The following is a 25,142-nucleotide window of genomic DNA, read 5'->3' as shown; positions in this document are numbered from 1 at the left end:
GAAGCCCGACGAAAGCAGAAGGACTAACGCGCGCCGAAAATAGCGGAGCCGACGCGCACGCTCGTCGCACCGAAGGCCACGGCCGTCTCGTAATCCCCCGACATGCCCATGGAGAGTCTTTCCACTGCGCATTCGCCTGCGATCTTGGCCAGCAGAGCAAAATGCGGACCGGGATTTTCCTCGGCGGGGGGGATGCACATCAGGCCTTCGATCGAAAGGCCGAGTTCGTTCCGGCAGAAACCGACAAATGCAGGAGTATCGGCAGGCGCAATCCCGGCCTTTTGCGGTTCCAAGCCGCTATTGACCTGGACGTAGAGCCTGACGGTCTTTCCCTGCCGTTTCATTTCTGCGGCGATCGCGCGGGCAATCTTTTCGCGATCGACGGTTTCTATCACATCAAAGAGCGCAACGGCATCCGCTGCCTTGTTCGATTGCAGCGGCCCGATGAGGTGCAGCTCGATGCCGGGCGTCTCGGTCTTGAGTTGCGGCCATTTTCCTTGGCTTTCCTGAACGCGGTTCTCGCCGAAAATGCGCTGACCAGCGGCAATCGCGGGGCGGATGGCCTGCGCATCGAAGGTCTTTGACACGGCAACGAGTTGAACCGATCCGGCAGGACGTCCGGACAGACGCTCTGCTGCCGAAATGCGCGCGCGAACCTCGTCCAACCGCTCTTGAAGTTCCATTATCTTATCCCGACATGTCCGCATAAGGAGGATGGCATGCACTAGCCGGGCCCGACATTCTTGCCAAGACCCTGTCTGCCAAAAAGCAGTCTGCTGCGAAGGATCAAACGCTTGCAGTGCCCGCAAAACTTGACGCTACAGCGGTTTCATGGTGAAGGTCACCACCAACCTCCCCTGATTTTCCGGAAATTCGAATACCATGGCTACCGAACGTTACAATCCGCGCGATGCCGAGCCCCGCTGGCAGCAAAAATGGAACGAGGCGAAGGTCTTTGAGACCGACAATGCCGATCCGCGCGAAAAATACTATGTGCTTGAAATGTTTCCGTATCCATCGGGCCGGATTCACATGGGCCATGTGCGCAACTACGCGATGGGCGACGTCGTGGCCCGTTACAAGCGGGCCCGGGGCTTCAATGTCCTGCATCCGATGGGCTGGGATGCCTTCGGGATGCCGGCAGAAAACGCTGCCATGGAGCGCGGCGTGCATCCGGCATCATGGACCTACCAGAATATCGATTCGATGAAGTCGCAGCTGAAGGCCATGGGGCTTTCGCTCGATTGGAGCCGGGAATTTGCCACCTGCGACGTGGAATACTACCAGCACCAGCAGCATCTTTTCCTGGATTTTTTGGAGAAAGGTCTGGTCTACCGGAAGCAGTCGAAGGTCAATTGGGACCCGGTCGACAATACCGTTCTTGCCAATGAACAGGTTATCGACGGCCGCGGATGGCGTTCGGGCGCTCTCGTCGAGCAGCGCGAACTCACGCAGTGGTTCTTCAAGATAACCGATTTCAGCCAGGATCTGCTTGACGCTCTGGATACGCTCGACCAGTGGCCGGAGAAAGTTCGTCTGATGCAGAAGAACTGGATCGGCCGCTCCGAGGGTCTGATGATCCGCTGGGAAATCGTGCCGCAGACGGCGCCCGCTGGCGAAACCGAGGTGACGGTTTATACCACGCGTCCCGACACGCTGTTCGGTGCCTCTTTCCTTGCGATCGCAGCCGACCATCCCTTGGCAAAGGATGCTGCAGCGGCAAATCCAGCCATCGAAGCCTTCTGCGAGGAATGCCGCCGGGCCGGAACCTCGCTGGCGGCCCTTGAGACGGCCGAGAAGAAGGGCATGGATACCGGTATCCGGGTCAAGCATCCGCTTGATTCATCCTGGGAACTTCCGGTCTATGTCGCGAATTTCGTGCTGATGGACTATGGCACGGGGGCTATTTTCGGTTGCCCGTCCGGGGACCAGAGAGACCTCGATTTCGCGCACAAGTACGGATTACCCGTTGTTCCGGTGGTCATGCCGGAGGACGGCGATGCCGCTACCTTCACGATAGGTGACACGGCCTATGACGGTGACGGGGTGATGATCAACTCCCGCTTCCTTGACGGCAAACCGACTAACGAAGCCTTCAACATCGTTGCCGACCTCTTGTCGGATACGATGCTCGGCAATGTGCCGCAGGGCGAGCGCAAGGTGAATTTCCGCCTGCGCGACTGGGGCATTTCGCGCCAGCGCTATTGGGGCTGCCCGATCCCGGTCATCCATTGCGACGACTGCGGCGTCGTGCCGGTGCCGAAGAAGGACCTGCCCGTGAAGCTGCCGGCGGACGTCACCTTCGATCAGCCGGGCAATCCGCTTGACCGGCACCCGACCTGGCGGCATGTTGCCTGCCCGACCTGCGGCAAGGACGCCCGTCGCGAAACGGACACGATGGACACCTTCGTCGATTCGAGTTGGTACTTCACGCGCTTTACGGCACCTTGGGAAGGTACCCCCACCGATCCGGCCGCGGCAAACCGTTGGCTTCCCGTCGATCAGTATATCGGCGGCATCGAACATGCGATTCTGCATCTTCTCTACTCGCGTTTCTTCACGCGTGCCATGCGCGAGACCGGCCACGTTGACGTCAAGGAGCCATTCAAGGGCCTCTTTACCCAGGGCATGGTTGTCCATGAGACATACAGCCGCGGTTCAGGCATGAGCCGCGACTGGGTGGCGCCTGCCGACATCCGGATCGAAGAGATCGAGGGCAAGCGCCGCGCCTTCCTGCTCGAGGGAGGCGAGGAGGTCTCGATCGGATCGATCGAGAAAATGTCGAAATCGAAGAAGAACGTCGTTGATCCGGATGACATCATAGCCTCCTACGGCGCTGACACGGCGCGTTTCTTCGTTCTCTCGGATTCACCGCCCGAGCGTGATGTGATCTGGTCGGAATCCGGTGTCGAAGGGGCACACCGCTTCACGCAGCGTCTCTGGCGCTTGATTTCCGAAGCCTCCGAAGCCCTGGCTTCCACATCCCCGAATCCGGCTAAGGATGGCGATGCGCTTCCGATCTCCCAGGCAGCCCACAGGACCCTGAAGGCTGTCCAGAATGACTACGACAAGCTTTGGTTCAACAAGGCCGTCGCACGCATCTATGAGCTCGTGAATACTTTGGCGGGCCCGCTGGCGAAAGTGGCGGCAGGCGAGGGTGACGTCGCCTATCGCGCCGCTGTTCGCAACGCCGCTGAAATTCTGGTTCAGCTCGTTGCGCCCATGACGCCGCATCTGGCCGAAGAATGCTGGACGGCGCTCGGCAATGATGGAATGCTCGCCTGCACCCCTTGGCCTGTCTATGACGAAGCTCTGGTCGTGGAGAACGACGTCGTGCTGCCAGTCCAGATCAATGGCAAGAAGCGCGCCGAATTGACAATTTCCAAAGACGCAGATCAGAATGCCGTGACACAGGCGGTCTTGAAACTCGACGCCGTCATCAACGCGATCAACGGTCAGGCGCCGAAGAAAATTATTGTGGTTCCGCAAAGGATTGTGAACATTGTCGTTTGATATCGCTCCCAGGCTCGCTCGCGGCGCCGCAATCACCGCCGTCCTTGCGTTTGCAGCCTTTCTTTCCGCCTGCCAGGTTCGTCCACTTTATTCGGAAACGTCAGGAGTTGCCGGCAAGCTCGCTTCCGTCGGCTTTACGGACGCAACGACACGTGTCGAGCAGGAAGTTCGCAACCGCCTGATATTCCTTGCTACGCGCGGCGCCGGCGAGCCTGTCAATCCGGCCTACGAGGTAGAGCTGCATGTGCGGTCTGATGTCGTAGACGCGCTTCTTGTCGAATCGTCCGACAGGTCGCGCGCAGGTCGCGTGACCGTCAGCGTGGATTACACGCTTCAGGCGACGTCGGACGGCCAGGTCATAAAGTCGGGCAACCGTTACGCAACGGCGCTTGTCGATTTCCCGAACCAGGAGTTTGCCAAGCAGCGCGCAATCCGCGATGCGGAGAACCGCGCGGCACGTGAAGCAGCCGAGCTTGTCGGCTTGGATATAGCCGGCGCTCTCGGTCGCTGAGGAAAAGGGCGTGGCGGAAATAAAATCTCACGAATTTGAGGGCTTTCTTCAACGTTCGGTTTCCGCCTACCGCATCTATGTCATCTACGGACCAGACCGTGGCCTGGTTTCCGAGCGGGCCGGGCAAATAGCCGGGAAAAGCAGCGTTTCTCTGGATGATCCTTTTTCTTTAATCAAGCTCGACATCGGCGACCTTAACAAGGATCCTGGACGCCTTTTGGACGAGGCGGGTACCATCGGCCTTTTCGGGGGAGAAAAACTCCTTTGGGTACGGGGGGCGGCCAATGAGAAATATCTGGTCGACGCCCTCGACCAGCTTTCCCAGAAGCCGCTCGATGCAACGTCCATCATCGTCGAGGCCGGGGACCTGAAGAAGGGCTCCCTCCTTCGCAAGCTTGCCGAAGGCAAGCGCAGCATCGTTGCGATCCCTTGTTATTCGGACGATGCGCGTGCCTTGAATGGCCTAATTGACAATGAGTTGGCACCAGAAGGGCTTCGCATCACGCCTGCCGCACGACAGGCTTTGATCGAACTGATCGGCGGTGATCGCATCGCCTCACGCAATGAAGTCAGAAAGCTCGCCCTCTACTGCCGCGGCATGGAGACGATCGAGGAACATCACGTGACCGAGATTATCGGCGACGCCAGCGCCATTTCGGTCGATGACGCCGTGGATGCCATCTTAAGTGGAAACACCGGCAATTTCCTGCATGCCATGCAGAAGATAACGGCATCAAAGACGGCTGTGTTCCTCGTCATCCAGGCGTGCCTCAAACAGTTCCAGCTTCTCGACACGATGCGAGCGGAAATGGACGAGAAGCGGCTTCAGGCGACTGAGGTTATGCAGACCCATGGCCGCCATCTGCATTTTCGGCGCAAGCCAATTATCGAACAGGCGCTGCGCACCTGGAACGCCGACGCCATCGTCCGTGAAACAAGCAGGCTGCAGTCGGCGATCTTGCAGACGAGGAGGCGCCCGAGCCTGGAGGACAGCATCGCGCTGCAAACACTGCTGTCCACGACGCTGCAGAGCGGGCGAAGAGGCTAGGGCTTACCGCCGCTCGAGGAGCCGGCATATTTCTTCAAGCTGCTCCAGCGATTTGTAAGCAATACGGATCTGGCCGCCGCTGGACTTGTGATTGATGGTAACGTCAAGGCCAAGTGTATCGGAAAGCGTGCGCTCGAGCGCCAGTGTGTCAGAATCCTTCTGATCACGTGGAGCAGCCGTACGCTGCGGCTCAGATTGCGCCTTGATATCGTTCTGTGCCAGCTTTTCGGCATCGCGAACGGACATTCCCTTCGACACGATCGTGCGGGCAAGAGCCGTCGGATCAGATGTAGGAACCAGTGCACGCGCATGCCCTGCCGACAGGCTGCCGGCCGCAAGGAACTCGCGGACAGGCTCCGGAAGCTTGAGCAGGCGCAGAGAATTTGCGACATGACTTCGGCTTTTGCCGATGATCTCCCCCAGATCGTTCTGCGTATAGCCGTATTCGGCGATGAGCTGTTCGTAACCCAACGCCTCTTCGAGGGGATTGAGATCCGATCGCTGAACATTCTCAACGATCGCAATCTCGAGCGCCGTTTTGTCGTCCACATCGCGGATGATCACCGGAATTTCGACAAGACCTGCGAGCTGGGCAGCGCGCCATCTTCTTTCGCCGGCGATTATCTCATATCGGCTTGCTGCAAGTGTGCGAACAACGATTGGCTGGACGATGCCATGCTGGCGAATAGAGCTGGCAAGATCGTGCAGCTCGCTATCGTCGAAAAAACGCCGCGGATTGCGCGGGTTCCGGCTGACAAATTCGATCGGGATAAGACGGTCTGCGCTTAAAGCGCTCTTTTCGCCATCGACGGGCACGGGTTGATCCATTTCGCCGATCAGCGCTGCAAGTCCGCGGCCAAGACGTCTCTTCGATACATCGTCATTCATTGCAATACTCACTTGAAGGTTAAGCGGCGAGACGCTGGCGTTCACGCTGGATGACCTCGGATGCCAGCTGTAGATATGCCTGGCTACCGGCGCATTTCAAATCATAAAGGATCGCGGGCTTGCCATAGGAGGGCGCCTCGGAAACGCGCACATTCCGCGGGATGAGCGTATGATAGACCTTCTCCCCAAGATGGGTGCGGACGTCGCTCACCACTTGCTGGGCAAGATTGTTTCGTGCATCGAACATCGTCAGTACGATGCCCTGGATATCCAAACGCGGATTGACCGTTCGGCGAACCTGATCAACCGTCTCCAGGAGTTGACTTAATCCCTCCAATGCGAAGAACTCGCATTGTAACGGGACCAGAACGGAATGTGCCGCAGCCATGGCGTTCATCGTCAACAGGTTGAAAGAAGGCGGGCAATCCAGCAAAATATATGTAAATTCAAAGGCTTGGGGGGTCGTTAGAGCTTTGCGCAGCTTAAATACCCGATCGCTCTGCTGCGCGATTTCCATTTCGATGCCAAGCAAATCCATTGTCGATGGCACGATCGAAAGATTTGGGACAGCGGTAGGCAACGCCGCCTCAGTGACCCCGGCACCGCCAATCAGCAAATCGTAAGAAGAAAGTTTGCGATCTTTCCGATCGATTCCGAGACCTGTGCTGGCGTTGCCTTGCGGGTCCAGGTCGACGATCAGAACGCGTTCCCCGATGGCAGCCAAAGCGGTCGCCAGGTTGATGGCGGTTGTCGTCTTCCCAACGCCACCTTTCTGATTTGCTATAGTAATAATCCGGTTTCGTTCAATGGCCATGGCCGCATCATCCGAATTGTTAAACCAAGCGTTGGAGATTGAAGATTTCGAGTATGACCGAATCTCGCTCGACAACGCTTCGATGTTCTAGCAGATCAAAATGCCAGCGACCACGTGCCTTGGCAATTTCAGCAGCGTAATCCCGGCCTTTATGAAAAAATGCTCGGTTATTTTCATTGCGCAGCATCCAGGGCTCGGCAAAATCGCATAGTTTGTCGAGATCAGCGAGGGCCCGTGCGGATATGGCCTCGCATGAGGGGATAATAGCCGGCCCATCCTCGATACGGACCGAATGGACGGAACCGCGTGCACCTGTCTCTCGAAGGGCTAGTCTGAGGAACGACGCCTTCTTGTTGTTACTCTCGATAAGATGAACCCACCCATCCCCAAGCTCGGCTAGAAAGATGGCAGTGATCACACCAGGAAAACCGCCGCCACTGCCCATGTCCACCCACCTTTTCGGGCCGGGGTTCAGTTGGAAGACCTGCGCGCTGTCGGCTACGTGTCTTTGCCATGCATCAGCCAATGTCGACGGAGCCGCGAGGTTGATGGCCTTGGACCACTTGCTAAAGAGAGCAACGAAATGCTCCAGTCTGTCTTGTGTTTCACGTGAAACACTTTGACCGTTCAACTGCATGGAAGACTCTCAAAACGTGTGTTCAGGCCACCGACCGCTTTGCCGCCTCAAGTTTGCGCAGATGAACGAGCAGAAGGGAGATAGCCGCGGGGGTCATGCCATCTATCTTCGCAGCTTGAGCGACGTTGAACGGTCGCTGCCTGCCAAGCTTCTGCTTGAGCTCATTCGAAAGGCCAGCCAGGGTGGAAAAATCGAAATCATCTGGGATAAAGCGATTCTCGTCGCGCTGGATATCGACAATATCAGATGACTGCCGACGCATGTAGACGGCATATGAGGCCTCGATCTCAACCGCCTCCGCGACCGGCTTGCTCAACGCGTGAAGTTCGGGCCATACAGTTGCCAGCAGCTTCATGTCGAAGCCGGGGTAAGCGAGCAGATCGTAGGCCGAACGCCTCTGCCCATCGAGATTGATCTTCAATCCGTATTGCCGGGCCTCGTTTGGCGTAAGAAGCAATGCCTTCAGCTGTTTTCGCGCAGCGTCGAGAGTTGATTTGTATTCGCCGAATTTGGCCCGACGAGCCTCTCCGAGACATCCGATCTCGTCCGCAATCGGAGTGAGCCGCATGTCTGCGTTGTCCGCGCGCAGTGAAAGGCGGTATTCCGCGCGCGAAGTGAACATGCGGTAGGGTTCGGAAACTCCCCTGGATGTCAGATCGTCGATCATGACACCGATGTAGGAGTTTGTGCGGCTCAGATAAACCGGTGCTTGATTGCCCGCGCGCCGCGCAGCGTTAAGACCCGCCACGAGGCCCTGCGCCGCTGCCTCTTCGTACCCTGTCGTTCCATTGATCTGGCCCGCGAGGTAAAGCCCCGGCATTCGCTTCACTTCAAGAGCCGGCGTCAGCTCGCGCGGATCGACGTGATCATATTCGATCGCATAGCCAGGCTGTACGATCGACACCTTTTCAAGGCCTGGTATGGTGCGGATGAAAGCCTCCTGCACTTCAGCGGGCAGCGACGTCGAAATGCCGTTGGGATAGACGGTATCGTCGTCAAGGCCCTCCGGTTCCAGGAAGATCTGATGCCCATCCCGTTCGCCGAACTTCACGATCTTGTCTTCGATCGAGGGACAATAGCGGGGTCCAACGCCCTCGATCTGCCCTGAATACATTGCCGAGCGATGCAGGTTGTCCTGAATGATCTTGTGTGTGGCAGCTGTGGTGCGCGTTACACCACATTCGATCTGGGGATTCACGATTGCGTCGGTCATGAACGAGAACGGCGTCACGTCGTCATCTGCGCCCTGTCGGCCGACGGATGTCCAATCGATCGTTTTCCCGTCAAGGCGCGCTGGCGTGCCTGTCTTGAGGCGGCCGAGACGAAGCCCCAGACGCGATAATGTAACAGACAAACCAACCGACGGATCTTCACCGACACGGCCCGCTGGAATCTTCTTGTCCCCTATATGAATAAGTCCACGCAAGAAGGTTCCTGTCGTAAGAACGACGGCGCCACAGGTCAGAATCCGGCTATCATTCATGACGACGCCGGTAACCTGGCCGTCTGATATATCAAGGTCAAAGGCATCCCCTTCGATTACCTTAATATTATCAATAGCTTCGATCGCCGACTGCATAGCAATCCGATACAGCTTGCGATCGGCTTGAGTGCGTGGGCCACGGACAGCCGGGCCTTTCTTGCGGTTGAGCATCCGAAACTGGATACCGGCTGCGTCGGTCACACGACCCATGAGGCCATCGAGCGCATCCACCTCCCGCACCAGGTGGCCTTTCCCAAGACCACCGATTGCTGGGTTGCATGACATGACGCCGATCGTGTCGCGACGGTGCGTAACCAGGGCTGTGCGAGCGCCCAGGCGCGCCGCTGCGCTCGCGGCCTCGCAACCTGCGTGACCACCTCCGATCACGACGACGTCGTATTGATAGACACTCATTTCGTTTTCCCGCACGCTTTAAGATGTTTCACGTGAATCATTTTCCGATGCAGAATTCTGAGAATATCACGTCGAGCAAATTCTCGACATCGACGCGTCCTGTAATTCTTCCCAAGGCATTGCCTGCGATACGAAGATTCTCGGCTTTGATATCGAGACCAGCCGGTTCCGCCAAAGCCGCCTCGATCGCCCCAAGGCATTCCGCAAGCGAATCCTTTTGGCGCTTGCGGCTTGGGATCGCCAGGTTATGGCTGTTTACCTGCTGCTCAAGCCGCTCGGCGATGGCGGCGCGAAGGGTAACCAATCCCGCATCCGTGACGGCTGATATCGTCAAATCGTAAGGGCCTGAACCATCCCCCGCGGATATATCGGCCTTTGTCCCAACCCGCAAGACTTCCGTATTGGTGATTGGCGCAACCCCATGTGTGGCCTTCGTCATATCCTCGAGGTAAAGGACAAGACTCGCTTCGGCGATGACCTGCTCAGCGCGGCGTATCCCCTCTTTTTCGACGCGTCCTTTGGCCTCGCGCAAACCTGCCGTGTCGTAGAGCTTTACGAGAAAGCCATTGATGTCGAGGTCGACATGAAGAACATCGCGCGTCGTTCCCGCGATGTCCGTCACGATAGCGACCTCTCGCCGTGCAAGGGCATTCATCAGCGTGGATTTCCCGGCGTTCGGCGCGCCTGCTATGACGACCTTGAAGCCATCGCGAATTATCTCTCCGGCCTGCGCATGGGTGAGATGACTTTTTAACTCTGCCTGTAACCGGCCAATATCAGTCCAGACCAGTTCCGATACCGAACCGGGCACGTCATCTTCATCAGCGAAGTCGAGTTCGGCTTCAATGAGGGCCCGAGCCCGCGTCAATCGTTCCGCCCACGAATCGTATAATCTGGACAGCTTCCCCTGGCTATGCTCGACCGCCAGACGTCTCTGCATCTCGGTTTCTGCGGCTATGAGGTCGGCCAGACCCTCGATTTCGACAAGGTCGAGCTTGCCGTTATCAAAAGCGCGCCGCGAGAATTCACCTTCGGCCGCCATCCGGACACCGTCGATCGCCTCCAGTTCCTCGAAAAGCGCATTGATCACGGCCCGGCTGCCATGCAGCTGGAACTCTGCACTGTCTTCGCCTGTAAATGACGCGGGAGAGGGGAAGAAAAGGACCAAACCGCTATCGATGGTCGAACCGTTACGCAAGCGAATCGTTCGCAGCGAGGCCAGCCGCGGCGGTGGAACGTCGCCGGCCAGCATTTCAACAGCATCACGCGTCTTCACACCACTGAGGCGGATAACCGCAACGCCTGAGGGGACGGCTCCGCTCGACAGTGCATAGATGGTATCGTTGGACATCCTCGGTCTACTCTGGCCGTGCGGATCGTTCAAAAACAAAAGCCGGCCACGGAAGATGACCGGCTCTATTATTATACGACAGGCTATCCGTTATGTGTTCATCGACTCGAAGAAATCCGGGTTGTTCTTCGTCTGCTTCAGCTTGTCGATGAGAAACTCGATTGCGTCGGTCGTTCCCATGGGGGCGAGAATACGTCGAAGTACGAAGATCTTCTGCAGGTCCTGACGCGGGACAAGCAGGTCTTCCTTGCGCGTGCCGGACTTCAGGATATCCATCGCCGGGAAGATGCGCTTGTCGGCTACCTTGCGATCCAGGACGATTTCAGAGTTACCGGTACCCTTGAATTCTTCGAAGATGACCTCATCCATACGGCTGCCTGTATCAATGAGCGCCGTTGCGATAATCGTCAGGGAACCGCCTTCCTCGATGTTACGTGCAGCGCCGAAGAAGCGCTTCGGCCGTTGCAGAGCGTTTGCATCGACACCACCGGTCAGGACCTTACCCGAGGACGGCACGACGGTGTTGTAGGCACGTCCCAGGCGTGTGATCGAATCGAGCAGGATGACGACATCGCGGCCGTGTTCAACAAGCCGCTTTGCCTTTTCGATCACCATCTCGGCGACCTGCACGTGACGCACAGCCGGCTCATCGAACGTTGATGAAATCACTTCGCCGCGCACCGAGCGCTGCATGTCCGTCACTTCCTCAGGACGTTCATCGATCAGCAGAACGATCAGGTAGCATTCCGGATGATTTGCAGTGATCGAGTGCGCAATGTTCTGCAGCAGAACGGTCTTACCGGTTCTGGGCGGCGCGACGATGAGGCCACGCTGGCCTTTGCCAAGCGGTGCGACGAGATCGATGACGCGCGAAGACAAATCCTTCGATGTCGGGACATCGAGTTCCATCTTGAATCGTTCATTCGGATAAAGCGGTGTCAGATTGTCGAAGTGGACCTTGTGACGGATTTTTTCCGGGTCGTCGAAATTGATCGTGTTCACCTTGAGCAGAGCAAAATAGCGCTCGCCTTCCTTCGGACCGCGGATCGGTCCCTCGACCGTATCGCCAGTTTTCAGCGAGAAGCGGCGGATTTGCGAAGGCGAAATATAGATGTCATCCGGACCTGGCAGATAGTTGGCATTTGCCGAACGCAGGAAGCCGAAACCATCCTGCAGGACTTCCACGACGCCTTCGCCGATGATCTCAACGTCCTGGCTCGCGAGAACTTTCAGGATCGCAAACATCAGTTCCTGTTTGCGCATGGTGCTTGCATTTTCGACCTCGAGCGACTCGGCGAACGCCAGAAGATCGGTCGGGGATTTACTCTTAAGTTCCTGAAGCTTCATTTCAGCCATGAAGTGACCATTACTCTATATTTCGAAGGGGGGAAGGCTATGTTGCGTCGTTTCGGTGTTGCGAAAGGGCTCGCAGACGACTGAACTCAAAACACATGCCACGAAGATGAGATGCGCGGAAAATAGCGACTAAGACAAGACCCCGCAAGGGGGCTTCTCAAAATGAAGTAAATTTAAGCGGCGCCTGCTCACTTCAAAAGGGCTTAACGACGACAAGGATGACAATCAGGATCATCAGCAGCGTCGGCGCTTCGTTCATGAACCTCCAATACCGCGCCGAGCGCCGGTTCTCGTCGCGCCCGAATGCATCAACCGCTCGGCTGAAAAACATGTGAACCGCAGTCAGGAGCACGACGAGGATGATCTTGGCATGCAACCAGCCGCCCATAAAACCATAAAGAGACCAGGCCAGATACAGGCCGAAGACCCAGGTCAGCATCATCGCCGGGTTCATGATGACCTTCAGCAGACGTCGCTCCATGACCTTGAAGGTCTCCGACTGCACGGAACCTGGCTCCGCATCCGTGTGGTAGATGAAGAGCCGCGGCATGTAGAACAGCCCCGCCATCCAGGAGATCACCGCGATGATGTGCAGCGCCTTGATCCAAAGATACAGGTCGTCGGGGTTCCATACGAACAGTCCGACAGCAAGCACCAGAAAGAGGGCGAGGGCGTAATGCGCTCGTCGCCTCGCGTAGCTACCCGGTCGTTGATCCGACTGCTTTTCCATCATTCAATACCCGCTACGGCGAACGCGCTCGACCAGCAGGCGTACATTTTCAGGATCGGCCTGCGGCGTAATTCCATGACCGAGGTTGAAGATCAGCGGCCCGCCACCGAGCTGCGCCAGGATATCGTCGATTCCCTCCTCAAGAGCCTGCCCGCCGGCAACAACCCGCATCGGATCAAGATTGCCTTGAACCGCTCCCTCCCTTTGCAGCTCGACCGCAAATTCAAGCGGGACGGACCAGTCAAGGCCAATCGCGTCGGCACCGGTCTTGCGCCTGTAGGTCTTCAAGAGATAGCCCGCACCCTTGGCGAACGAGATGACCCGGGCATTCGGCCGCCGTGCCTTGAGAGCGGCAATCATCCGAGCGACTGGCTTGACCGCAAAAGCCTCGAATTCCTTTTCCCCAAGAACTCCGGCCCAAGAATCGAAAATCTGCACGGCATCGGCGCCGGAATCTATCTGCCTCACCAGATACTCGACGGAAATATCCGCAAGCAGCATCAACAGCCGTTCGAAAGCTTTTGGATATCGGTAGGCAAAAAGCCTCGCTGGTGCTTGGTCAGGTGTGCCGTGGCCCGCAATCATGTAGGTTGCCACCGTCCAGGGCGCACCACAAAAGCCGAGAAGCGTCGTTTCTCCCGGGAGTTCCGCGCGCAATCGCCGCACTGTCTCAAACACCGGCTTCAGGTAGTCGATTACGCCATCCACTTCCAGACGTGAAATCCCATCCTCGTCGATCGGATCCATCTCTGGACCATGGCCTTCGGTAAAACGCACATTGCGTTTCATGGCATCGGGTATGACGAGAATGTCAGAAAAGAGGATCGCCGCATCGAAGCCGTAGCGGCGGATGGGTTGCAGCGTCACTTCGACAGCGTGTTCGGGCGAGTAACAGAGATCGAGGAAGCTTCCTGCCTTTGCACGTGTCTGTCTGTACTCCGGCAGATAACGACCTGCCTGTCTCATAAGCCAGACCGGAGGAGGGGAGAGAGTTTCGCCGTCGAGGACTCTCATGATTTTCCGGCGTGTTTCGCTCAAGCGCTTCGTCCCTTATAAAAATCTAAAGATATTTTAAAAGGTTTCTATTTCTTAGAGTCGGTGTCTATCAAGGATTAAAATCCATCCACTGGTGATGCCAAATGTCACGCATATCGAAGATATCAGCACAAGATCGGCAGCCTGCCATCGTAGTTTCTTGGAGAAGCTCGAATCCAAAAGTGATTCCAGACGCTTGCCTCGAAGGCCGAGGTGTTTCCTTCTGTGGATATCTTGTGTACTCTGGATGAGTTCTTCAGAACGGAACACAAATCCACAGGCCGCCCTGCAGTACCCTCCAGAAAACCCGAAATGTGGATAAGGGGGCATGTTTTCCCTTGCCTCAAGCCATGCCGGTCCCTTAGCTCTTTGCCATCCAGTCTTTTCAACAGGCAGCAGAAAATAGCGTGGAGAACCGCACGAACTTCTTCCATCTGCATCTGATTTCTGACTCGACCGGTGAGACTCTGATCTCAGCCGGCCGTGCTGCTTCCGCCCAGTTCAAATCTGCCCAAGCGGTCGAACACGTCTATCCGTTGATCCGCAATCGCAAGCAGCTGCTTGCGGTTCTCGATGCAATCGACAGCGAGCCAGGCATTGTTCTATACACGGTCGTCGATCGGGAACTCGCTGCGTTGATCGATGAGAGATGCGTGGAGATGGGTGTAGCCTCCGTCAACGTGCTGGAGCCTGTAATGGCCGCTTTCCAGCTTTATCTGGGGGCTCCGCTGCGGCGTCGGGTCGGCGCACAACATGTCATGAATGCCGGCTATTTCGCGCGCATCGAGGCGCTCAACTTCACGATGGATCACGACGACGGGCAAATGCCCGAGGACTACAACGACGCCGACGTCGTCATCATCGGTATCAGCCGTACGTCCAAGACGCCGACGAGTATCTATCTCGCCAATCGCGGCATCAAGACAGCGAACATTCCGATCGTCTATGATGTGCCTTTGCCGGAAGCGCTTCTCACCGCAACCAAGCCGTTGATCGTCTGCCTCATAGCAACGACGGATCGGATATCCCAGGTGCGTGAAAACCGGATCCTGGGAGCAACGCCCGGCTTCGATCGCGGTCTGTATACGGATCGCGCCGCGATCTCCGAAGAACTGAAATATGCCCGCTCGCTTTGTGCGCGGCACAATTGGCCCTTGATCGATGTGACCCGTCGCTCCATCGAGGAGACGGCAGCCGCCATCGTTGCCCTGCGCCCCAAGCTGCGCTAAGCGCTGACATCATGAACCATGAGCAAAGAGACGCATGACATCGAAACTGATTCTTGCCTCCTCCAGTCCGTTCCGGCAAATGCTGCTTAAGAATGCCGGCCTGGAGTTTGAAGCGCATGCGGCAAAGATAGACGAGCGCGCAATCGAAGCACCGCTCGAACGGGAGGGGATATCTCCAGATACCGTTGCTCTGGTGCTTGCAAGGGCTAAGGCAGACGAGGTGAGCGGTCGGTTTCCGGACGCACTCGTCATCGGTTCGGACCAGACAATGTCGCTCGGCCGTCGTGTGTTTCACAAGCCACACGACATGGCCGCCGCCGCCGATCACCTGAGATTACTTTCGGGACAAACACATCGTCTAAACAGTGCGATCGCCATCATCCGAAATGGTGCACTTCTATGGGAGCATGTGTCACACGCGTCGCTGACCATGCGCGTCCTGTCGTCGGATTTCATATCGCGCCATCTTTCACGCGTTGGCAACAAGGCGCTCGGCAGTGTTGGCGCCTATCAGCTGGAGGGGGAGGGTATTCAACTTTTCAGCAAGATCGACGGCGACTACTTCACGATCCTTGGCCTGCCGATGTTGCCGCTGCTCGCGAAACTGAGGGAATTGGATGCGATCGATGGATGATTCACGTGAAACATTTGGTCCCAATGCCTTCGTCACCGGCTTCCCGGTGCGGCATTCCCGTTCGCCTTTGATCCACGGATACTGGCTGAAAAAGCTTGGGCTTCGCGGGAGCTACCGCGCGTACGAGGTTGCTCCTGCCGATTTTGCGGCATTCATTGGATCGCTCAAGGATCAGAGCTCGGGCTTTATCGGCGGCAATGTCACGATCCCGCACAAGGAGATGGCCTGTCAGCTCGCGGACAGGCCGGACGAACTCTCCCAGGAACTCGGTGCATCCAACACGTTATGGCTGGAGGAAGGAAAACTCCATTCGACAAACACGGACGGCCACGGATTTACCGCAAACCTGAACGAGCGCCACCCTGGGTGGGATCAGCACGAGATCGCAATAATACTCGGTGCGGGCGGCGCCAGCCGGGCGGTCATACAGGCCGTGCGCGACCGCGGCTTCCGCGAGATCCATGTTGTCAATCGAACCACTGCCCGGGCGCAGGAACTTGCCGATCGTTTTGGAAAAAAGGTCCATGCGCATCCGATGGCAGCGCTTACGGAGGTCATGAAAGGTGCGGGTCTGTTCGTCAATACGACATCGCTCGGTATGGACGGCGAAACAGCACCGCCAATCAATTTTTCACCGCTCGATGGTAACGCGGTCGTCACCGATATCGTCTATGTGCCGCTGAAGACACCTTTACTGAAACAAGCTGAGGAACAGGGTTTCGCGATCGTGGACGGACTTGGTATGCTTCTTCATCAGGCGGTGCCGGGCTTCCAGAAATGGTTCAGCAGGCGGCCGGTCGTCGATGACGAGCTTCGTGCACTCGTCGTCGCAGATATGAAAGAACACAGATGATCCGGATCGGTCTCACGGGTTCCATCGGGATGGGGAAAACGACTGCGGCAAAGCTGTTTGCCGAAGCCGGCATTCCTGTCAATGATTCCGATGCCGTGGTCCATGAGCTTTATGCCGGCGAGGCAGCGCAGTTGATCGAAGCCGAGTTCCCGGGCACGGTTAGGAACGGCGTCGTCGACCGTCAGGAACTTGGCCGTCAGCTTTCGCGCCGACCGGATGGGTTCAAAACGCTCGAAGCAATCGTCCATCCGCTGGTTCGCCAGCGTGAAGCGGAGTTCATCGAGCGCGAACAGGCGCGAGGATCGGAAATCATCCTGCTCGATATCCCGCTGCTTTTCGAAACTGGAGCGGAGACCCGAGTCGACATAATCGTGGTCGTGAGCTGCGATCCACAGGTTCAGCGCGACCGGGTGCTTGCGCGACCGGGCATGACCGAGGAAAAATTCAATATGATTCGCTCGCGGCAGACTCCGGACGCCGAAAAGCGGGAGCGTGCCGATTATGTCATCGACACCGGGCACGCCATGGAAATCACGCGCGCGAGGGTGAGTGAAATCATCTCCGACCTGAAAGCGCGGATCGCGAAAGGAGATTTCCAGAATGCGTGAGATCATTTTCGATACGGAAACCACCGGTCTCGACAGCCGGATGGACCGCATCATCGAAATCGGCGGCGTCGAACTTTTGAACCATTTCCCGACCGGCCGCACGATCCATATCTATATCAATCCGGGAGATCAGAAAGTCCATCCCGATGCGCTCGCCGTGCATGGCATAACCGACGAGTTTTTGAAGGACAAGAAGCCTTTCTCCGACGTGGTTGAAGAGATCATCGACTTCTTCGGTGACGCAAGGTGGATCGCGCACAACGCGACCTTCGATATGGGTTTTGTCAATGCCGAGCTCGCGCGCCTTGGCATACCGCCGATTCTGCCAGAAAGGGTGGTCGATACGCTTTCTCTCGCTCGGCGCAAACATCCAATGGGACCGAATTCCCTCGATGCCCTCTGCCGCCGCTACGGTATAGACAACTCACACCGTACAAAACACGGTGCACTGCTCGACTCCGAACTACTTGCCGAAGTGTATATTGAGATGATCGGCGGGCGTCAGACCGCACTCGGTTTGAGCATTGCGGCAACAAGCGGGGCAGGTGACGCCGAGATTGTTCTGGAAGAGGCCCTAGACATCGGTTTGGAGCGGCCCCGGCCACTTGCACCGCGCCTGAGCGAAGCGGAAGCTCAGGCTCACGATGCGTTGGTTGCCGCGCTCGGCAACAAAGGCATCTGGGCCAGATACGATCGTCCAAACTAAAAATGCCCGGGCTTTTGACCCGGGCACCGCAGTCAAGTCAGGTATTTCGAATCAGTTGGTCTGCACCTTTGCGCGCGTCTGCTCTTCGGCGACGCGTTGCGCAAACATCTGTGCGAAGTCGATCGGGTCGATCATCAGCGGCGGGAAACCGCCATTGCGCGTAACATCGGCAATGATCTGGCGGGCAAACGGAAAGAGCATGCGCGGGCATTCGATGAAGAGGACCGGCAGCATGTGTTCTTGCGGGAAGCCGGCAACGCGGAAGACGCCGCCGTAAACGAGCTCGGCATGAAAGACCGTCTTTTCGCCATCCTTGGCTTCGGCGTTGAGCGACAGCACAACGTCGAAATCCGTATCGGAAAGCGGATTGGCGTTGACGTTGACGTTGATATTGATCGCCGGCGCCTTGTCGCGCGCTTGAAGCGAACGCGGCGCACCCGGATTTTCGAAGGAAAGGTCCTTCGTGTACTGAGCGAGAATGGTGAGGCTCGGGCTTGTCGTGCCGCTGCCGTTGTTTTCATCAGCCATTGGATTTTCCTCGAGGGGCATTGGATGGTGCCGCCATCTATCATTTCGGCAAAAGGCTTACAACCCTGGGCGAATCGGTCTCTACTCGCCGAGCCGCTTGCCTGCCCAGGGAGATTCTTTGTTAGGCTCGCGGCTATAGTCGTCCTCGTCAAGATCAACGACTTTCGAATCCGGCTTGGATTTGTCGCTGAATCCGGAAGATTGCGAGCCGGTAAAGCCCCTCTTTGCGTCAACGATAACGAATCGCTTGCGGATGTAGTTCCAGGCAAGATCACGAACCGCCGGGATGAAAAGCGCGATTGCGATTATGTCTGAAATGAATCCCGGGATGATGAGAAGCAGCGACGCGATGACGAACATGGCCGGCCGCAGAAGCTCCCGGCCCGGAACTGCGCCGTTTCGCCCCTCGCTCGACATGCGCTGCAGGATGCCTATTCCCTGGCGGCGAAGCAGTGCCATACCGATCACAACACTCAAGACGACGAGACCAAGGGTCGCCAGCAGGCCGACCGCGCGCCCGACGATCACCAAGCCCGCTATCTCCGCCAAGGGCAGCAGCAGCACAAAACCTGGAAGCATTGCAAGTCGCATGGTCTCTCCAACCGGCACTCGCCGGGCCTCGATTGCAATCGCAAGATTGCGGCTATTTGAATCATCTGTCTATGCGGACTATATGGGAGTACAAATCATAGATGTTAACGGTGGCTGCGGCACGATATGAGTTCAAACGACTTCATCACTTTGTTTTTCCTTGTGGCGGCGGTGCTGATTTTTTTCCAGCTCCGCAGTGTTCTGGGACGCCGCACGGGAAATGAGAAGCCGCCGCGCGATCTCTTTACGCCGCGCGATGCCGCCGGTCCTGAGCATACCGAAGCCGGCAAGGTCGTGACGCTCCCCCGCCGCGATACGCCTGCAGAAGAAGAAGGTCGCTTTGCAGTGGTCGACGCCTTTGCGCCCCCTGGCACGCCGCTCAATGAGCCTTTGCGTGCGCTCAGTAAAGCCGATCCATCCTTCGCACCTAAGGAATTTTTGAACGGCGCGAAGATGGCTTACGAAATGATCGTCATGGCTTATGCCGACGGCGACAGAAAGACGTTGAAAAATCTTCTGTCCCGCGAGGTTTATGAAGGTTTCGACGCGGCGATCGCAGATCGCGAGGCAAAGGGCGAAAAGGTGAAATCCACCTTTGTTGGCATTGACAAGGCTGACATCACACAGGTGGAAGTCAAAGGCAGCGAGGCACAGATTACGATCCGCATTGCCAGCCAGCTGATCTCGGCCACCTACGACAAAGCTGACAAGCTGATAGAAGGCGATGTCGAAAACGTTGCCGAAGTCAACGACATCTGGACCTTTGCCCGCGATACGCGATCGCGCGATCCCAATTGGAAACTCGTGGCAACCGAATCGGAAACATGAGTGACGATAAAGCGGGCTTCGTTCTGCAAGCTGTCGGTTTCGATGATCTCAAGGGCTGGAAGGATGATGATCCCTCCAGCCTTTTTGAAGTCATGGAAGCGTGCCGCCGCCAAATTACCGGTACGAAACCCTACCGCACCGGATCGCTTGGTCTGAGCACCGAGGATCTTTTGCCTCTGCTCGATGCAGCCCGAAATCGAAAACCCGCATCTGCTTTTGAAGCACGATCCTTCTTCGAGAAGAACTGTCGGCCATATTTCATCAGGAAAGCGGACGGCAGCCCGGGCTTCGTCACCGCCTTCTACGAACCGGAAATCGCCGTTTCAGACAGGCTCGATTCCACCTATCGCTTCCCCTTCTACCGCCGACCCGATGATCTGGTCGACCTCGACAACAGCAACCGCCCTGCAGGCCTCGATTCATCCTATGCCTTTGGTCGCCTCAAGGATAAAGAGATAAGCGCCTATCCCGACCGGCAGGCGATCGACCAAGGCTTTCTTGACGGTCGCGGCCTTGAAATCGCCTGGGCGAAATCGAAGGTCGATGTCTTCTTCGTGCATGTGCAGGGCGCGGCGCGACTGCGTTACCCGGATGGACGCACGGCGCGTATCACATATACGGCAAAAGCCGGGCATCCTTTCTCCGCTATCGGCAAGCTGTTGGTCGATCGCGGTGAAATCAACCGGGCGAACATTTCCATGCAGTCGATTCGCGCCTGGCTCGCAGCGCATCCGGAGCAGGTGGATGAGGTTCTCTGGCACAATCGGTCCTATATCTTCTTCCGCGAGGCGCCGGTTGACGCTTCTGAAGCTGGACCAGTTGCTGCCGCGAAAGTGCCGTTGGTCGCTGGACGTTCGCTTGCGGTCGACCGCCTCATACACACCTTTGGTTTTCCCTTCTTCATCCGTTCCGAAAGCCTGACCCATCTTGATAAGGGCAGGCCGTTCCAGCGCTTGATGCTTGCCCTGGACACCGGCTCGGCGATCATCGGCCCGGCGCGTGGCGACATTTTTACGGGTTCCGGCGATGAAGCGGGCGAACTGGCGGGTACGGTCCGTAACGATGCGGACTTTGCCATCCTCATTCCGAACGCTGCGGCTGGAAGATTCGGCTGATGACGAGAGACCGCAAGCTCAGCACGGACGAGAGAATTCTGTGGGGCAAGGTTGCGCGCAGTACGCGGCCGCTCGCTGGCAAGAAAGGCGAGTTCACTGAACTCGATGCCTTTCTTGTGGAAACCGAAGCCGAACTCGGGAATGGCGAACAGAAATCGTCTTCCGAATCAAAAATGCAAGCTGCAGCGCTTCCCGCGACAGCCAAACAGCCTTCCGGCACCCACCATCCACTGGAGCGGCCAGTCAGACGCAAGATCGCTAAAGGCAGGCTGGCGCTAGAGGCGCGTATCGATCTGCATGGCCTCGTACAAAGCGAAGCCCATGTCATGCTTCTCGATTTCCTCATCCGTGCGCATGAGCGCGGCATGCGTCATGTGCTGGTGATCACCGGCAAGGGCAGTTCGATGGGGAGCGAAGGTGCGTTGAAGCGGGCTGTACCACTTTGGTTTTCGAAACCGGAATTCCGCTACCTGATCTCGTCTTACGAGGCGGCTGCGCACCACCACGGCGGCGAGGGCGCGCTCTATATCAGGCTCTCCCGGCGACAGGGGGACAGGTCATGACACCGTTCGGCGAGGCTGTTCGAAAGCTTAGGGCGCGCAAAGGCGTGTCGCAGAAGCAGATGGCAGCGGCGCTCAACGTCTCGCCTGCCTATCTCTCTGCACTCGAACATGGAAGACGCGGCTTGCCGACCTTCGACCTGCTTCAGCGGATCGCCGGCTATTTCAACATCATCTGGGACGAAGCTGAGGAACTCTTCCTGCTCGCCCGCGCTTCGGACCCGCGCGTGGTGATCGATACCGCAGGTCTGCCTCCCGAATATACGGCTTTTGCCAATCGTTTGGCGGGCCGGATTCGACACCTTGACAGTGCAGCTTTGGCCGAGCTCGCGGCTACGCTTGAAAATCTCGGGAAAGCTGACGGAAAAGCGTCATAATCCCCTGCTTTATGCCGGATTCCCGGGCTCTGCCATTGGGAACGGCGCCCAAAAACCCTATATTCCGAAATGAAAAAGGCCGGTGATTCGCAAGGCTCTCCGGGCTCCTACAACAGGGAAATTCAAAGACAGCATGACCGATACACCAGCGACGGAAAACGGCGTTAACACCGAATATGGCGCGGATTCCATCAAGGTCCTCAAGGGACTTGATGCCGTGCGTAAACGCCCCGGCATGTATATCGGTGACACTGACGACGGCTCCGGCCTGCATCACATGGTTTACGAAGTCGTCGACAACGCGATTGACGAGGCGCTGGCCGGCCATGCCGACATCGTCACCGTAACGCTTAACCCCGACGGCTCGGTCACGGTAACGGACAACGGCCGCGGTATTCCAACGGATATACACACTGGAGAAGGTGTTTCCGCAGCCGAAGTCATCATGACGCAGCTTCATGCCGGCGGTAAGTTCGACCAGAATTCCTACAAAGTTTCCGGCGGCCTGCATGGCGTCGGCGTTTCGGTCGTCAACGCCCTTTCGGTGTGGCTGAAACTGAAGATCCGCCGGCAGGGCAGGATTCATGAAATGAGCTTCACGCATGGCGTTGCCGATGCGCCTCTCAAGGTGACAGGCGACGCGGGCAGCGACACGGGCACGGAAGTCAGCTTCATGCCGAGCACCGGAACCTTCACGATGACGGATTTCGATTACGGCACGCTGGAGCACCGCCTTCGCGAGCTTGCCTTCTTGAATTCCGGTGTCCGCATTCTGCTGACCGACAAGCGCCATTCGGACATCAAGCAGGAAGAAATGCGTTATGACGGCGGCCTTGAGGCCTTCGTTTCCTATCTCGATCGTGCCAAGAAGCCTCTGGTCGACAAGCCGGTCTCTATTCGCGGCGAAAAGGATGGAATTACCGTCGAAGTCGCGATGTGGTGGAACGACAGCTACCACGAGAATGTACTCTGCTTTACCAACAATATTCCACAACGCGACGGCGGCACGCATATGGCCGGCTTCCGCGCCGCGCTGACGCGCCAAGTTGTGTCCTATGCAGATAGCTCCGGTATCACCAAGAAGGAGAAAGTCACACTCCAGGGCGAAGACTGCCGCGAAGGTCTGACGGCTGTCCTATCGGTGAAGGTGCCGGATCCGAAGTTCTCGTCGCAAACGAAGGACAAGCTGGTTTCGTCGGAAGTTCGCCCCGTCGTCGAAAGCCTCGTCAATGAAGCGCTCAGCACATGGTTTGAGGAGCATCCGAGCGAGGCCAAGGTGCTGGTCGGCAAGGTCGTAGAGGCCGCCGCGGCCCGCGAAGCGGCTCGTAAGGCCCGCGAACTGACACGCCGCAAGGGTGCGCTCGATATCGCCTCGCTGCCCGGCAAGCTCGCCGATTGCTCCGAGCGCGATCCTGCGAAGTCCGAAGTCTTTCTCGTCGAGGGTGACTCGGCGGGCGGCTCTGCAAAACAGGGACGTTCTCGTGAAAATCAGGCGATCCTGCCTCTGCGAGGCAAGATTCTCAATGTCGAGCGTGCCCGCTTCGACAAGATGCTCTCCAGCCAGGAAATCGGCACGTTGATTACCGCGCTTGGCACCGGCATCGGCAAGGACGAGTTCAGCGCCGACAAGCTTCGCTACCACAAGATTATCATCATGACGGATGCCGATGTCGACGGCGCCCACATCCGCACGCTTCTGCTGACATTCTTCTTCCGCCAGATGCCGGAACTGATCGAGCGCGGTCATCTCTACATCGCCCAGCCGCCGCTCTACAAGGTTTCGCGCGGCAAGTCCGTCCAATACGTGAAAGACGAAAAGGCGCTGGAAGATTATCTGATCGGCCAGGGCCTTGAGGATGCGGCGCTGAGGCTCGCAAGCGGTGAAGTGCGCACCGGCCAAGATCTGCGAGAAGTGATCCTCGATGCATTGCGGCTGCGCGCGTTGCTCGAAAACCTGCATTCCCGTTACAATCGCGCTGTCGTTGAGCAGGCAGCAATCGCCGGGGCATTGAACGCCGAAGCGGTTAGTGATCGTGCCAGGGCCGAACAGCTCGCGGCCGATGTCGCCAAGCGACTCGACATCATCGCCGAGGAAACCGAGCGCGGTTGGGAAGGCGGGCTGACCAGTGAAGGTGGGTTGCGGCTGGAGCGAATGGTGCGGGGCGTCAAGGAAGTCGTCGTGCTCGACATGGCGCTGATCGGCTCGCAGGACGCGCGTCACATCGATCAGCTATCGTCGCGCCTCAAGGAAATCTACCAGAGCCCACCGGCGCTTTCGCGCCGCGACGGAGATAGCGAGATTTCCGGCCCGCGCGCACTGCTCGATGCAATTTTTGCCAGCGGCCGCAAGGGACTGACGATGCAGCGCTACAAGGGCCTTGGCGAAATGAATGCGGAGCAGCTCTGGGAGACGACGCTGGATCCGAACGCCCGTTCGTTGCTGCAGGTCAAGGTGAACGACGCAACGGATGCCGACGGCCTGTTCGCCCGGCTGATGGGCGACGAAGTCGAGCCGCGCCGCGAATTCATTCAGGATAACGCGCTCAGCGTTGCAAACCTCGATATCTGATCGATTTCTTGTCCAAAAAGGCGCGTTCATGGCGCCTTTTTGTTTCGGCAGGATCAATTGGCAATGAATTTTCCGTTGAAAGCCACCTCCGAAAGCGGCATGCGCTGGCTTGGCACTTCGCGTGCTTGATTTCGCTCGGACAGGACGCTCTTGTCGCCAAGGCGGCCGACGGCTATCCCGGCCTCGACGCGATAGCCTTCCGGAATGGCGAAGGCTAGCCTGATTTCATCATGTTTGATTCCGCCCATGCCATGGGCGTAGAAGCCTGAAAAGCGTGCCTGCAGGGCGAGATGCCCCCAGGCGGCGCCAGCGTCGAACGAATGCGTATAACGCGGTTTGTTCTCTGAAAAAGCGCCACTGAAGCTGCGTGAGACAACAAAGATCAATGCGCAGGCATTCTTTGCCCATTCCTGGTTCGATTCGACAAGCAGGCCAAGATGCTTCTCGAAATGGTCCGTACCCTTAAGGGCGTAAATGAAGCGCCAAGGCTGCTGATTGCCGGAAGACGGCGCCCAGTGGGCTGCGTCCAGGATCGTCAGCAATTGCTCCTCGGTCATGATTTCGCCGGTGAAAGCACGCGGCGACCAGCGATCGAGAAACATCGCATCGATCGGATATTCGGATGTGCGGCAATTGGCTTCGGTCATATTGTTTCCGGATAACGGTTGAGGGGCTGGAGCAAATGATATTGCCTGTCAACAGAACTTTGCAAGCAAACCCATTGCCGCAGCTCGTTATCACTTCATTCAATGCCGCCCGCCAAT

General features: G+C 57.4%; 25 protein-coding genes. 13 read left to right on the top strand and 12 right to left on the bottom strand.

All coding sequences use genetic code 11. From position 1 onward, the window contains the following. Positions 1-23: 23 nt before the first annotated feature. Positions 24-683 (bottom strand): YggS family pyridoxal phosphate-dependent enzyme, encoded by a 660-nt coding sequence (locus EV130_RS18465; RefSeq protein WP_132661034.1) that lies wholly within the window; start codon positions 681-683, stop codon positions 24-26. Between the two features lie 199 nt (positions 684-882). Between EV130_RS18465 and leuS the strand changes: the two genes are divergently transcribed. From leuS to holA, 3 genes are read left to right on the top strand one after another with little or no spacing between them, the layout of a single operon-like run. Continuing rightward, entirely contained in the window at positions 883-3,513 is a 2,631-nt protein-coding gene (leuS, locus tag EV130_RS18460) for a leucine--tRNA ligase (RefSeq protein WP_132661031.1), read from the top strand. Next, entirely contained in the window at positions 3,503-4,024 is a 522-nt protein-coding gene (lptE, locus tag EV130_RS18455; RefSeq protein WP_074062978.1) for an LPS assembly lipoprotein LptE, read from the top strand. The genes leuS and lptE overlap by 11 nt, the downstream gene beginning before the upstream one ends. Before the next feature lie 10 nt (positions 4,025-4,034). Further along, a complete protein-coding gene (holA, locus tag EV130_RS18450) occupies positions 4,035-5,072 on the top strand; it encodes a DNA polymerase III subunit delta (RefSeq protein ID WP_132661029.1) in 1,038 nt (345 codons plus the stop codon). 3 nt (positions 5,073-5,075) lie between these two features. On the opposite strand, the gene EV130_RS18445 is transcribed toward holA, so the two are convergent. The 8 genes from EV130_RS18445 to hemE form a co-directional block, all read right to left on the bottom strand. Beyond that, a complete protein-coding gene (locus tag EV130_RS18445) occupies positions 5,076-5,960 on the bottom strand; it encodes a ParB/RepB/Spo0J family partition protein (RefSeq protein ID WP_074062980.1) in 885 nt (294 codons plus the stop codon). Positions 5,961-5,979: 19 nt separating this feature from the next. Then, entirely contained in the window at positions 5,980-6,774 is a 795-nt protein-coding gene (locus EV130_RS18440) for a ParA family protein (protein ID WP_074062981.1), read from the bottom strand. A gap of 19 nt (positions 6,775-6,793) precedes the next feature. Then, positions 6,794-7,411 (bottom strand): 16S rRNA (guanine(527)-N(7))-methyltransferase RsmG, encoded by a 618-nt coding sequence (gene rsmG / locus EV130_RS18435; protein ID WP_132661026.1) that lies wholly within the window; start codon positions 7,409-7,411, stop codon positions 6,794-6,796. A gap of 22 nt (positions 7,412-7,433) precedes the next feature. Continuing rightward, complete coding sequence (gene mnmG / locus EV130_RS18430) at positions 7,434-9,308, bottom strand: tRNA uridine-5-carboxymethylaminomethyl(34) synthesis enzyme MnmG (RefSeq protein WP_132661023.1); 1,875 nt, start codon at positions 9,306-9,308, stop codon at positions 7,434-7,436. Between the two features lie 37 nt (positions 9,309-9,345). Next, positions 9,346-10,659 carry a tRNA uridine-5-carboxymethylaminomethyl(34) synthesis GTPase MnmE gene (gene mnmE / locus EV130_RS18425; RefSeq protein ID WP_132661020.1) on the bottom strand — a complete coding sequence of 438 codons (1,314 nt, stop codon included), beginning with the start codon at positions 10,657-10,659 and terminating at the stop codon, positions 9,346-9,348. 90 nt (positions 10,660-10,749) lie between these two features. Further along, positions 10,750-12,015: a transcription termination factor Rho gene (gene rho, locus EV130_RS18420; protein ID WP_132552252.1), complete on the bottom strand. Its 1,266-nt coding sequence runs from the start codon at positions 12,013-12,015 to the stop codon at positions 10,750-10,752. 193 nt (positions 12,016-12,208) lie between these two features. Then, positions 12,209-12,745, bottom strand: a complete 537-nt coding sequence (gene hemJ / locus EV130_RS18415; protein WP_074063392.1) for a protoporphyrinogen oxidase HemJ — start codon at positions 12,743-12,745, stop codon at positions 12,209-12,211. A gap of 3 nt (positions 12,746-12,748) precedes the next feature. Beyond that, positions 12,749-13,783, bottom strand: coding sequence for a uroporphyrinogen decarboxylase (gene hemE / locus EV130_RS18410; protein ID WP_132661017.1), 1,035 nt, complete (start codon positions 13,781-13,783; stop codon positions 12,749-12,751). Between the two features lie 404 nt (positions 13,784-14,187). Here hemE and EV130_RS18400 point away from each other — a divergent pair, with 404 nt between their 5' ends. Genes EV130_RS18400 through dnaQ form a run of 5 tightly spaced genes read left to right on the top strand, consistent with a single transcriptional unit; the run spans position 14,188 to position 17,810 of the window. After that, complete coding sequence (locus tag EV130_RS18400) at positions 14,188-15,009, top strand: pyruvate, water dikinase regulatory protein (protein WP_132661011.1); 822 nt, start codon at positions 14,188-14,190, stop codon at positions 15,007-15,009. 34 nt (positions 15,010-15,043) lie between these two features. Beyond that, a complete protein-coding gene (locus EV130_RS18395) occupies positions 15,044-15,643 on the top strand; it encodes a Maf-like protein (protein ID WP_074059635.1) in 600 nt (199 codons plus the stop codon). Beyond that, positions 15,636-16,496: a shikimate dehydrogenase gene (locus EV130_RS18390; protein ID WP_132661009.1), complete on the top strand. Its 861-nt coding sequence runs from the start codon at positions 15,636-15,638 to the stop codon at positions 16,494-16,496. The genes EV130_RS18395 and EV130_RS18390 overlap by 8 nt, the downstream gene beginning before the upstream one ends. Then, positions 16,493-17,104: a dephospho-CoA kinase gene (coaE, locus tag EV130_RS18385; RefSeq protein ID WP_132661007.1), complete on the top strand. Its 612-nt coding sequence runs from the start codon at positions 16,493-16,495 to the stop codon at positions 17,102-17,104. Before EV130_RS18390 ends, coaE begins: the two co-directional genes overlap by 4 nt. Beyond that, positions 17,097-17,810 carry a DNA polymerase III subunit epsilon gene (gene dnaQ / locus EV130_RS18380; protein ID WP_132661004.1) on the top strand — a complete coding sequence of 238 codons (714 nt, stop codon included), beginning with the start codon at positions 17,097-17,099 and terminating at the stop codon, positions 17,808-17,810. Before coaE ends, dnaQ begins: the two co-directional genes overlap by 8 nt. A 51-nt stretch (positions 17,811-17,861) precedes the next feature. Here the strand turns inward: dnaQ and secB are convergent, their stop codons facing one another. Both secB and EV130_RS18370 read right to left on the bottom strand, forming a co-directional pair. Further along, positions 17,862-18,338 carry a protein-export chaperone SecB gene (secB, locus tag EV130_RS18375; RefSeq protein ID WP_074059639.1) on the bottom strand — a complete coding sequence of 159 codons (477 nt, stop codon included), beginning with the start codon at positions 18,336-18,338 and terminating at the stop codon, positions 17,862-17,864. An 81-nt stretch (positions 18,339-18,419) separates the two neighbouring features. Then, entirely contained in the window at positions 18,420-18,929 is a 510-nt protein-coding gene (locus EV130_RS18370) for an FxsA family protein (RefSeq protein WP_132661001.1), read from the bottom strand. A gap of 126 nt (positions 18,930-19,055) precedes the next feature. Between EV130_RS18370 and EV130_RS18365 the strand changes: the two genes are divergently transcribed. The 5 genes from EV130_RS18365 (at position 19,056) to gyrB (ending at position 24,378) form a co-directional block, all read left to right on the top strand. Next, the gene (locus tag EV130_RS18365; protein ID WP_074059641.1) at positions 19,056-19,757 is read left to right on the top strand and encodes a Tim44/TimA family putative adaptor protein; all 702 of its coding nucleotides are present in this window, start codon (positions 19,056-19,058) and stop codon (positions 19,755-19,757) included. After that, a complete protein-coding gene (mltA, locus tag EV130_RS18360; RefSeq protein WP_132660998.1) occupies positions 19,754-20,872 on the top strand; it encodes a murein transglycosylase A in 1,119 nt (372 codons plus the stop codon). Before EV130_RS18365 ends, mltA begins: the two co-directional genes overlap by 4 nt. Continuing rightward, the gene (locus EV130_RS18355) at positions 20,872-21,435 is read left to right on the top strand and encodes a Smr/MutS family protein (RefSeq protein ID WP_074059643.1); all 564 of its coding nucleotides are present in this window, start codon (positions 20,872-20,874) and stop codon (positions 21,433-21,435) included. Before mltA ends, EV130_RS18355 begins: the two co-directional genes overlap by 1 nt. Further along, a complete protein-coding gene (locus EV130_RS18350; RefSeq protein WP_074059644.1) occupies positions 21,432-21,809 on the top strand; it encodes a helix-turn-helix domain-containing protein in 378 nt (125 codons plus the stop codon). The genes EV130_RS18355 and EV130_RS18350 overlap by 4 nt, the downstream gene beginning before the upstream one ends. Positions 21,810-21,942: 133 nt before the next feature. After that, a complete protein-coding gene (gyrB, locus tag EV130_RS18345) occupies positions 21,943-24,378 on the top strand; it encodes a DNA topoisomerase (ATP-hydrolyzing) subunit B (RefSeq protein ID WP_074059645.1) in 2,436 nt (811 codons plus the stop codon). 53 nt (positions 24,379-24,431) lie between these two features. On the opposite strand, the gene EV130_RS18340 is transcribed toward gyrB, so the two are convergent. After that, positions 24,432-25,025: a nitroreductase family protein gene (locus EV130_RS18340; protein WP_074059646.1), complete on the bottom strand. Its 594-nt coding sequence runs from the start codon at positions 25,023-25,025 to the stop codon at positions 24,432-24,434. Positions 25,026-25,142 lie beyond the last annotated feature (117 nt).

Origin of the sequence: Rhizobium azibense (assembly GCF_004342325.1) — a bacterium.
In the GTDB taxonomy this organism is placed as follows: domain Bacteria; phylum Pseudomonadota; class Alphaproteobacteria; order Rhizobiales; family Rhizobiaceae; genus Rhizobium; species Rhizobium etli_B.
Note: the sequence above shows the minus strand (reverse complement) of the source record. Positions and strands in the feature narration are given on the sequence as shown.

What these genes read in the sequence shown, in the direction of transcription:
- EV130_RS18465 (WP_132661034.1), bottom strand. Translation starts at nt 683, where the DNA reads ATGGAACTTCAAGAGCGGTTGGACGAGGTTCGCGCGCGCATTTCGGCA.
- leuS (WP_132661031.1), top strand. Translation starts at nt 883, where the DNA reads ATGGCTACCGAACGTTACAATCCGCGCGATGCCGAGCCCCGCTGGCAG.
- EV130_RS18445 (WP_074062980.1), bottom strand. Translation starts at nt 5,960, where the DNA reads ATGAATGACGATGTATCGAAGAGACGTCTTGGCCGCGGACTTGCAGCG.
- EV130_RS18440 (WP_074062981.1), bottom strand. Translation starts at nt 6,774, where the DNA reads ATGGCCATTGAACGAAACCGGATTATTACTATAGCAAATCAGAAAGGT.
- rsmG (WP_132661026.1), bottom strand. Translation starts at nt 7,411, where the DNA reads ATGCAGTTGAACGGTCAAAGTGTTTCACGTGAAACACAAGACAGACTG.
- mnmG (WP_132661023.1), bottom strand. Translation starts at nt 9,308, where the DNA reads ATGAGTGTCTATCAATACGACGTCGTCGTGATCGGAGGTGGTCACGCA.
- mnmE (WP_132661020.1), bottom strand. Translation starts at nt 10,659, where the DNA reads ATGTCCAACGATACCATCTATGCACTGTCGAGCGGAGCCGTCCCCTCA.
- rho (WP_132552252.1), bottom strand. Translation starts at nt 12,015, where the DNA reads ATGGCTGAAATGAAGCTTCAGGAACTTAAGAGTAAATCCCCGACCGAT.
- hemJ (WP_074063392.1), bottom strand. Translation starts at nt 12,745, where the DNA reads ATGGAAAAGCAGTCGGATCAACGACCGGGTAGCTACGCGAGGCGACGA.
- EV130_RS18395 (WP_074059635.1), top strand. Translation starts at nt 15,044, where the DNA reads ATGACATCGAAACTGATTCTTGCCTCCTCCAGTCCGTTCCGGCAAATG.
- EV130_RS18390 (WP_132661009.1), top strand. Translation starts at nt 15,636, where the DNA reads ATGGATGATTCACGTGAAACATTTGGTCCCAATGCCTTCGTCACCGGC.
- coaE (WP_132661007.1), top strand. Translation starts at nt 16,493, where the DNA reads ATGATCCGGATCGGTCTCACGGGTTCCATCGGGATGGGGAAAACGACT.
- dnaQ (WP_132661004.1), top strand. Translation starts at nt 17,097, where the DNA reads ATGCGTGAGATCATTTTCGATACGGAAACCACCGGTCTCGACAGCCGG.
- secB (WP_074059639.1), bottom strand. Translation starts at nt 18,338, where the DNA reads ATGGCTGATGAAAACAACGGCAGCGGCACGACAAGCCCGAGCCTCACC.
- EV130_RS18370 (WP_132661001.1), bottom strand. Translation starts at nt 18,929, where the DNA reads ATGCGACTTGCAATGCTTCCAGGTTTTGTGCTGCTGCTGCCCTTGGCG.
- EV130_RS18365 (WP_074059641.1), top strand. Translation starts at nt 19,056, where the DNA reads ATGAGTTCAAACGACTTCATCACTTTGTTTTTCCTTGTGGCGGCGGTG.
- mltA (WP_132660998.1), top strand. Translation starts at nt 19,754, where the DNA reads ATGAGTGACGATAAAGCGGGCTTCGTTCTGCAAGCTGTCGGTTTCGAT.
- EV130_RS18355 (WP_074059643.1), top strand. Translation starts at nt 20,872, where the DNA reads ATGACGAGAGACCGCAAGCTCAGCACGGACGAGAGAATTCTGTGGGGC.
- EV130_RS18350 (WP_074059644.1), top strand. Translation starts at nt 21,432, where the DNA reads ATGACACCGTTCGGCGAGGCTGTTCGAAAGCTTAGGGCGCGCAAAGGC.
- gyrB (WP_074059645.1), top strand. Translation starts at nt 21,943, where the DNA reads ATGACCGATACACCAGCGACGGAAAACGGCGTTAACACCGAATATGGC.
- EV130_RS18340 (WP_074059646.1), bottom strand. Translation starts at nt 25,025, where the DNA reads ATGACCGAAGCCAATTGCCGCACATCCGAATATCCGATCGATGCGATG.